We start from the raw sequence: 7,161 nt of genomic DNA, 5'->3' as shown, positions 1-7,161 counted from the left end.
GGCGGTGGCGTGTAGCGCGCCTTGCCGCTGCGCTTGGCTTCATAGAGCGCCATGTCGGCACGCATGAAGAGCTCGTTCGCGGTCTGGCCGTCGTCCGGGTAATGGATGGCCATGCCCACGCTGGCGGTTGCCACGATGGAATGGCCTTCGATGCAATGCCCTCGCCTGGCCGCGTACACGATGGCCTGGGCGATGCGCTCCAGCGTTGCCATGTTGAGCGCGTCGTCCAGCACGATGCCAAATTCGTCGCCGCCGATCCGGGCCACGGCGTCGCCAGTGCGCACGCAGGCCGAAAGGCGCTCGCTGAAGGAAGCCAGCAGCTGGTCGCCAACGGCGTGCCCAAACGTGTCGTTGATGGTCTTGAAATCGTCGACATCCACCAGCAACAGGGCAGCGCTGGCGCGGCTCGCGCTGGCCCGGGTCATCGCGTCGGCCATGCGCCGGTCGAACCCCTTGCGGTTAAGCAGGCCCGTGAGGTGGTCCGTGAGGGTCTGCGCTTCCAGGCTGCGCATCTTCTGGCGCTCGCTGGTCACGTTGCGCGCGAACATGTACAGGCCCTGGACCGTGTCCTTGCCGTCATTCCAGGCCGGCTGGTACGTAATCTCCATGCACTCGGCGTCATCCTTGCCTTCCAGGCTGAAGGTGACCGACGCACCCAGGTAGGCCTGTTCCAGGTACGGCTTCGATGCCACGTAGACGGAGGTGCCCCAAAGCTCGCGCATCGTCAGCCCGACAATCTGCTGCACCGGCAGGTTGAACCGCTGCGCGTAGGCCTCGTTGACAAAGACATAGCGCTCGCTCATGTCGATGAACGAGACAAAGTCCGGCACATGGTTGGCAATGGCCTCGATGCGCTTCTCGCTCTCGGCGGCGCAATCCTTGGCGGTGCTGAGCGCGGCTTCCCGCTCGGAGAGCTGCTGCATGACCGCGCCAAACGTGGTGGCCAGCTCACCAATCTCGTCATTGCGCCCGGTTGGCAGCGCAGCCAGGGCGGCAGGATTCTTGGGCACCTCGCTGACCACGCGATGCAGCAGCTCCAGCGGCGCCAGCAGGCGGCGTATCACCAGCCACATCAGCAGCGCGGCCAGCAGCAGCGACATGCCCGCAACCATGATTGTCTTGCGGCGGGCATCGAACAGCGGCGCGTACGCTTCCTTGGCGGGGAGGACCGAAACCACCTCCCAGCCATTGGACGCGAGCAGGTAGCGCGCCACCACGGGCTGCGTCGGGTTGACGGGCTCCCACGCGGAGGGCGGCGCGCCAACGCCGCAGGCCTCGCCAAGCGCCTTCGCCGGCGTCATCACCTTCGAAGGATCGGGGTGCATGGCGTAGCGCGGGTTTGTGCCGGAGGAAACCAGGCAATAGCTGCCGGTCAGGCCAACCCGGCTGTGCGCCAGCTGGCCAAGGAAGTTGCTCTCGGCGAAATTCAACGCGCCGCCAACCACCGCGAGCAGCTTGCCGTCCGGGCCGCGCAAGGGCACGGCAAGCACCACGCCGGGCGAATCGCTCATCCGGCCCCGCAGCAGGTCCGACACGGCAAACTCCGAACCGTTGACGACGTCGCGGAAGTAGTCGCGGTCCGCCAGGTGGATGCGTTTGCCGATGGGTACGGCGGTGCTGAACACCATGTCGCCGTCAGGCAAGGCCAGGAACACAGCATTGAAGATCTGCGGCATGGACATCGCCTGGGTGGCGAAGCGCCGCAGATCGGCGGGCGGCTGCCCGAGCATGGGCGCCAGCTGATGCGCCAGGCGGCGCAGGGCGATCGCCCGCGTCTCGAACTTCTCGTCGAGTTGTTCGGCAACCAGCTTGACCAGCGTTTCTTGCTGGGCCTGGCGCAGCGCTGTCAGGCTCTGKAACGCGTAGTACTGGGCAAACAGCGCGCGCGCCAGGATGATGAATGTCACCACGAGCGCCGTGGCTAAGGCGACCCGATACTTTAAGGAGTGCCGCATAAGTATCTTATTCTTGATTTTGCTGACCAGCCTGACCACCGGCCTTTTCGTCCCCGCTGCCCATCCCCTGTCGCGGCGACTGACCCGGCTGGTAGGTTAGCAGAAGCGGCGGAGCGCTCCGCTAATGCCGACGCCATTGCGCTGGCATGTGTGTCTTATCCGTGGCTTTTCCCGGCACAAGTGGCTTTCGGGGGCTAGAATGCAGCATTCCCCCAACAGTCCCCGCCGCGGTTCGCCGGCTGGAGCCTGCCCATCCCGTCATCCGAAAAATCCGAAAAATCCGATAAACCCGAAGAATCCAAAAACCCATGACCCTCGATCCCGTCCTCCGCTTCCTGCACATCGCTGGCGTCACACTCTGGGTGGGCGGCATGTTTTTCGCCTATGTCTGCCTGCGCCCGGCAGCGGCCACGCTGCTGGAGCCGCCGCAGCGGCTGCGCTTGTGGCGCGCCGTATTCGCGCGGTTCCTGGCCTGGGTCTGGGGCGCCGTCGCGCTGATCGCCATCAGCGGCGTGTCCATGCTCGGCGCGCTCGGGTTTGCCGCCGCGCCTGTGCACTGGCACATCATGTTCGGCCTTGGCCTGCTCATGATCGGGATCTTTGCCTATGTGTTTTTCGGCCCCTACGGTGCGCTGCGGCGCGGCGTCGATGCGCAAGACTGGAAGGCCGCTGGCGCCGCGCTGGGCCGCATCCGGCAGGCCGTCGGCCTGAACCTGGCGCTTGGCGCGCTCACCATCGCGGTAGCCACGCTCGGCCGGCTGCTCGCCTGATGGCCGCCGCTTAGGTCGCTTAGGCCGCTTAGGCCCCTTCGGCCCCTCAGGCCGCTTGCATCACCGCCTCGACCCGGTTCCTGCCCGCGCTCTTGGCGCGGTACAGGGCAAGATCGGCGCGGCCGATGGCGTCGTCCAGGCGTGTTTCCGATGTCTCCACGCAGGCCACGCCGATACTGATGGTGAGATGCGTGACGCGCTCGCCAAAAAACCGGGAAGACGTTGCCCGCAGGCGCTCCGCCAGCGCCAGCGCGCCAGCCATGCCGGTATGCGGCAGCAACACCAGGAATTCCTCGCCCCCGAAGCGCCCCGGGCAGGCGCCGGGCGGCAGCTCGCGCTTGAGCATGGACGAGAACTCCTTCAGCACCCGGTCGCCCTCGGCATGCCCCATGCTGTCGTTGACGCGCTTGAAGTGATCAAGGTCGATCAACAGCAAGGCCATCTCGCTACCGTCCTCGGCCATGCGCTCCAGCGCCTCCTGCCCGGCCGCATTCAAGGCGCGCCGATTGAGCAGCAGCGTCAGCGGGTCGGTCCTGGAGAGCACGTCGAGTTCCACGTGCAGGCGCCGCGTGATCACCAGCATGAAGGCGACCGACAAGGCCAGGTCCATCAGGGTGTTGGAACTCAGGTAGATGATCTGGATGACGTCGCCGGGGGCAAAAAAGGATTGCGTGCCCATCCCGGCGAACAAGCTGGTGACGAAACGCAGCCCCACCACCAGCGCCTGGACGATCATCAAGGTGCCAAAGAAGTAGGTGCTGAAATGGCGCTCGCCGTAGCGCACGATCAGCACGCATTGCACGATATAGAAGATCCCGGCGACGAAGGTCACGATGGCCACCCGGGCCACATAGTTCGGCTGCCCAAGCGCATACCAGGCCAGCAGCAGCGTGCCCAGCACGGTCAGCGCGGCGGCGGACCGCCATGTTTGCGGCCGGCCGTAGAACGCTTGCACGGCGAGCATCCACAGGGCCATGGCGGCCAGCACCAGGCAGTTGGCCACCACGATGGAGACCCAGTCCGGGGCGATATCGCGCAACCAGAACAGCAACGGCGCAACGATCAGCAGCAGCGAGCCGCTGACCCAGCGCCCAATCCCCTTGATCGACCGAGGGAAACTGTAATACGCCGACAACAGCACGACCGACATCAGGGCCGACATCACCGCTGACAGGAGGACTGTCGTTCTCAGGTCGATCTGGGGCATTGTCTGCGCGCATCTCAATCCATGGAGATTGGCCATCCTACCAAAGACGGATCGCCTAAGGTTGCCCGCCGGCTTGCGTGGCTTGCGTGGCTTGCGCGGCCTGCGTGGCGGATCAGGTCGGCTTGCTCACCATCAGCCAGTACACCACCAGCAAGCCGCCGAACGCCGGAAACCCGAGCGCCACCCAGATGCGCTCATACAGCCAGTAGCGCGGCGCAAGCCCAGCGGTATCGGTCGCGCCGCCCGATGCCTGCAATGCCTGCGCAGCCTGCCCGGCCATATCGCGCATCCGCCATTGCAGCCACAGCACCGGCAGCCAGCAAGCCCCCGCCAGCGCATAGAGCGACAGCGAGATCCACAGCCAGGACGCCGAAGGCGGATACCCGGCCGCATGCATCATGTAAAGCCCGCTCAGCGGCTGAAAGACCACGGCCGGCGCGGTGATCCAGGTGTCGGCGCGCACCACCCAGCGGGTCACCACCGCCATGGCCTGCACGTTCTTGCTGCGGTTCACGAAGAACAGATAGAAGGCGGTGCCAAAGCCCGTGCCAAACATGAAGGTGGCGGACAAGATATGCGTCCACTTGACGGTCAGGTAGGTCATGCTCGCTCCTCGGTTGGTCCATTTGCGGTGGCTTGCCGGCCGGCATTGGTATCGGTATCGGTATCGGTATTGGTATTGGTATTGGTATTGGTATTGGTATTGGTATTGGTATTGGTATTGGTATTGGCATCGAGCTGCAGGAAGAGGGCGAACCACGCCAGCATCGGCAGGTTCTTCAGCACCGGCCCGAAGGGATGCGCCCACCACGCCGGCGCCAGCCAGGTGATCAGCGCGGTATAGCCAAGCACCAGCGCCGTCTGCATGGCCCACACCGCGCGGGTGGGGCGCCACAGCACCAGCACGCCAAGCRCCAGGTCCAGCCCCGCGCCCAGCCACACCAGCGGCGCGCGCCAGGCCGGCGGCAGCCCCGCCTCGCGCAGCAAGGCCGTGCCCGCGGCCGGGTCCGCGAAACAGACAAAGGCGGTGGCCAGCCAGACCGTGGCAATGGCCAGCCGGGCAGCCAGCAGGGTCCAGAACAGCAAGGCAGGCAGCCGCTCGGCAGCGGTGGCAAAGGCGTGCGGCGCGCGCAAGCGCCGCACGGCCAAGGTGGCCGCAGCGTGCGGGCTGGCGCTGTTGTCGGTGCGCAGCATGGCCAGGCTGTCGCCATCGGCCAGGCTGCCAGGCAGCCTCGCCAGGCATTGCGCCCCAAGGCCCGCCATCCAGCCCGGCACACGCAGCACCCGCGCTGTGCGCAGCCCCATGCCGCCTCTAAGGGCGCCAAGCCAGTCGCCAAACCGCAGCCGGACCGGCCCAACCGCCGCCACCGTGCGCCGGCCCGCGCAGTCAGTGCGGACCACCCGCAGCAGCAGTGCAACCAGGTCGTCGATATGGATCGGCTGCACATGCCCGGCATCCGCCGGCACCGGCAGCAAGGGCAACGCCGCCCAGCGCCGGAACAATGTTGCACTGCGGCCGGACGGCGCATACACCAGCGACGGCTGCACGATCACCCAGTCCAGCGCGCTAGCGCGCAAGGCATCGTCCGCCATGCCCTTGCTGCGCCAGTAAGCGGTAGCGCCATCCGCCGCCGCGCCCAGCGCGGATAGCTGGACCAGGCGCCGCACGCCAGCCCGCTCGCAGGCCAGCATCAGGGCAAGCGGCATATCCACGTGCAAGGCCCGGTGGACAAGTCCCCCGCAACGCGGTGAAGCCGTGGATGACGGGGCAGATGATCGAGCCGGCGCGCCAGCGCCACCACGTGATGCCTCTCGGCCAGCAAGCGGGCCACCAGCGCCGATCCCACCAGCCCACTCGCTCCGGTCACCAAGATCTTCATCGCGTCACCTGTTTGTTCTGTAATTTCTGTGTAGACAGAAATTACAGAACGGGAGGCGGGAAGTCAAGCGCTGCCGCTCAAAGGGATGGTGTGGCCCAGTGTGACGTTTCTCTCCGGGTTCTGGTCGGGGTATACTCCGCTGTTGCTGCAAAACAGCGGCCGGGAATAGCAGCCCGAAAAACGTAGACGAACGACCGCCGCAAGGCGGGATTTTTCGATTCGCTAACGTAGGAGGCACTCCCATGCCCCTGTCTTCACTCGCCCATTCCGGGCAACGCTTGACCCGCCTTAATCCACTTGCCCACGCACTCCGGAACGCCACCGCGACGGAGGCTGCCCATGTTTAGGCACAGCCGCTACGGCGTCACTGCCGAACATTCCGGCGCGGACATGTTCGTGACCGCCCATACCCCATGCGAAAGCCCGCTGAGCCTCGCTGGCGAAAAAGCGGCACAACTCTACGCGCTACTCTTCATGACCCGAGACAGCGCCGCCGCCGGAACATTCGGAGATCTGGTCGCAGACATCCAGGGCCCTCTGCTCTCACTGGCGACCGGACTGGCGCAAGAAATACTGGTGCTGAGCGAACTCGCGGCGGAGCATGGGGAGGGCGGGCGCGGCGACGCATAGCGCCTGGTCGGTCGCCAGCCGATTGATGAGGGGCGGCCTGGCCGCCCCCGTCTGCGCGCTGTAGCTCAGCCCGCTTGCGATTCCTTGGCAGGCCGGCGAGCATCCCGGCGCTTGAGCGTATCGCTGGCCACGGATTCCGACAGGAACTGCCACAAGGTGCGCACCCGGATCACCCCATCCCCGGGGCCATCATGGGTCAGGCGCCACGCCACTTCCTCCAGCTTGCCAAACATCTCCTGGCGAAGCTCCCTGCGCAGCACCGCAACATGCTCGGCCGGCACCACCACCTCATCCCGGTTACCGAACCAGCGGCGCTCCCCAAGGAACAGCAGCGCGGCCACCACCGCCGCGCCAATTCCCACGTTCTCAAAACCATCGAGATGGAAGCTGCTCGCTGCGAAACACAGCACGGCCACCGCAGCCATCGCGATGAATGCAGTGCGAAGCACAATAAATGCGCGAGGATGCGAGATGTTCCGTGCCAAATCCCGGACGGCAGCGATTTCGCCCTGCTCCAGGACGTTGAGGACATTGGTGGTCGAAACTTTCATGATCTTACTGTCTTGTCTCGTTGTTACGGCCGCGAAGGCAAGGCCACGCCGCAAAATCGCGCTCCTGGCACGGCACTCGCAGGACCCTGTCACCCGCGAAGAACCGGCAGCAGTGTATACGCATGCAGCTAGAGGCGCTTTCCGTGCTGTGTCCGGCTGGACAGGCCG

Annotated in this window: 8 protein-coding genes; 2 read left to right on the top strand and 6 right to left on the bottom strand. The window is 65.7% G+C overall.

Going from position 1 to position 7,161, the window contains the following annotated elements; all coding sequences use genetic code 11:
• On the bottom strand, positions 1–1,955 hold a 1,955-nt coding region (locus AC1DS3_RS34295; RefSeq protein WP_477128926.1), incomplete at its 3' end, for a sensor domain-containing diguanylate cyclase.
• Between the two features lie 308 nt (positions 1,956–2,263).
• On the opposite strand from AC1DS3_RS34295, the gene AC1DS3_RS34290 reads away from it, so the two are divergent.
• A complete protein-coding gene (locus AC1DS3_RS34290; RefSeq protein WP_477128925.1) occupies positions 2,264–2,725 on the top strand; it encodes a CopD family protein in 462 nt (153 codons plus the stop codon).
• A gap of 46 nt (positions 2,726–2,771) precedes the next feature.
• On the opposite strand, the gene AC1DS3_RS34285 is transcribed toward AC1DS3_RS34290, so the two are convergent.
• The 4 genes from AC1DS3_RS34285 to AC1DS3_RS34270 form a co-directional block, all read right to left on the bottom strand.
• The gene (locus tag AC1DS3_RS34285; protein WP_441634674.1) at positions 2,772–3,932 is read right to left on the bottom strand and encodes a GGDEF domain-containing protein; all 1,161 of its coding nucleotides are present in this window, start codon (positions 3,930–3,932) and stop codon (positions 2,772–2,774) included.
• Between the two features lie 112 nt (positions 3,933–4,044).
• The gene (locus AC1DS3_RS34280; protein WP_477128924.1) at positions 4,045–4,536 is read right to left on the bottom strand and encodes a DUF2269 family protein; all 492 of its coding nucleotides are present in this window, start codon (positions 4,534–4,536) and stop codon (positions 4,045–4,047) included.
• Positions 4,533–5,639, bottom strand: coding sequence for an SDR family oxidoreductase (locus AC1DS3_RS34275; protein WP_477128923.1), 1,107 nt, complete (start codon positions 5,637–5,639; stop codon positions 4,533–4,535). The genes AC1DS3_RS34280 and AC1DS3_RS34275 overlap by 4 nt, the downstream gene beginning before the upstream one ends.
• Positions 5,624–5,812, bottom strand: a complete 189-nt coding sequence (locus AC1DS3_RS34270; RefSeq protein WP_477128922.1) for an NAD-dependent epimerase/dehydratase family protein — start codon at positions 5,810–5,812, stop codon at positions 5,624–5,626. The genes AC1DS3_RS34275 and AC1DS3_RS34270 overlap by 16 nt, the downstream gene beginning before the upstream one ends.
• A 339-nt stretch (positions 5,813–6,151) precedes the next feature.
• Between AC1DS3_RS34270 and AC1DS3_RS34265 the strand changes: the two genes are divergently transcribed.
• On the top strand, positions 6,152–6,442 hold the full coding sequence (locus AC1DS3_RS34265; RefSeq protein ID WP_441634680.1) for a hypothetical protein: 291 nt from the start codon (positions 6,152–6,154) through the stop codon (positions 6,440–6,442).
• A 65-nt stretch (positions 6,443–6,507) separates the two neighbouring features.
• Here the strand turns inward: AC1DS3_RS34265 and AC1DS3_RS34260 are convergent, their stop codons facing one another.
• Entirely contained in the window at positions 6,508–7,047 is a 540-nt protein-coding gene (locus tag AC1DS3_RS34260) for a hypothetical protein (protein WP_477128921.1), read from the bottom strand.
• Positions 7,048–7,161 lie beyond the last annotated feature (114 nt).

The organism is Cupriavidus sp. 01L46, from assembly GCF_056399905.1.
The sequence above is the reverse complement of the archived record's forward strand: the minus strand, read 5'-3'. Positions and strand labels throughout refer to the sequence as shown.

Coding starts and splice junctions, on each gene's coding strand:
- AC1DS3_RS34270 (WP_477128922.1), bottom strand. CDS start 5,812: ATGAAGATCTTGGTGACCGGAGCGAGTGGGCTGGTGGGATCGGCGCTG.
- AC1DS3_RS34265 (WP_441634680.1), top strand. CDS start 6,152: ATGTTTAGGCACAGCCGCTACGGCGTCACTGCCGAACATTCCGGCGCG.
- AC1DS3_RS34290 (WP_477128925.1), top strand. CDS start 2,264: ATGACCCTCGATCCCGTCCTCCGCTTCCTGCACATCGCTGGCGTCACA.
- AC1DS3_RS34285 (WP_441634674.1), bottom strand. CDS start 3,932: ATGCCCCAGATCGACCTGAGAACGACAGTCCTCCTGTCAGCGGTGATG.
- AC1DS3_RS34280 (WP_477128924.1), bottom strand. CDS start 4,536: ATGACCTACCTGACCGTCAAGTGGACGCATATCTTGTCCGCCACCTTC.